Raw genomic sequence first — 385 nt, 5'->3', positions numbered from 1 at the left:
CGCTGGACGCGTGGAAGGCCGACGTCGACCTCGGCGACATCGTGTTCGTCCACGGCGAGGTGATCAGCTCCAAGCGCGGTGAACTCTCGGTGCTGGCCGACTCTTTGAAGATGGCGGCCAAGGCCCTGCGGCCATTGCCCGTTGCTCACAAGGAAATGAGCGAAGAGACCCGGGTGCGTCAGCGCTATGTCGATCTCATCGTGCGCCCGGAGGCGCGCAGCATCGCCCGGCAGCGGGTCGCGGTGGTGCGTGCGGTGCGTTCGGCGCTGGAACGGCGCGGCTTCCTCGAGGTCGAGACGCCGATGCTGCAGACGCTGGCCGGCGGGGCGGCGGCGCGGCCGTTCATCACCCACTCCAATGCGCTCGATGTCGATCTGTACCTGCG

At 68.1% G+C, this 385-nt stretch carries 1 protein-coding gene; it reads left to right on the top strand.

Features of this window, described 5'->3' with window-relative positions:
• Positions 1-385: amino acid--tRNA ligase-related protein (locus RNC47_RS37390; RefSeq protein ID WP_311605339.1), on the top strand; the 385-nt coding region annotated here is incomplete at both ends.

The organism is Streptomyces millisiae (assembly GCF_031845425.1).
Taxonomy (GTDB): domain Bacteria; phylum Actinomycetota; class Actinomycetes; order Streptomycetales; family Streptomycetaceae; genus Streptomyces; species Streptomyces millisiae.
This window is presented reverse-complemented; position numbering and strand designations above follow the sequence as displayed.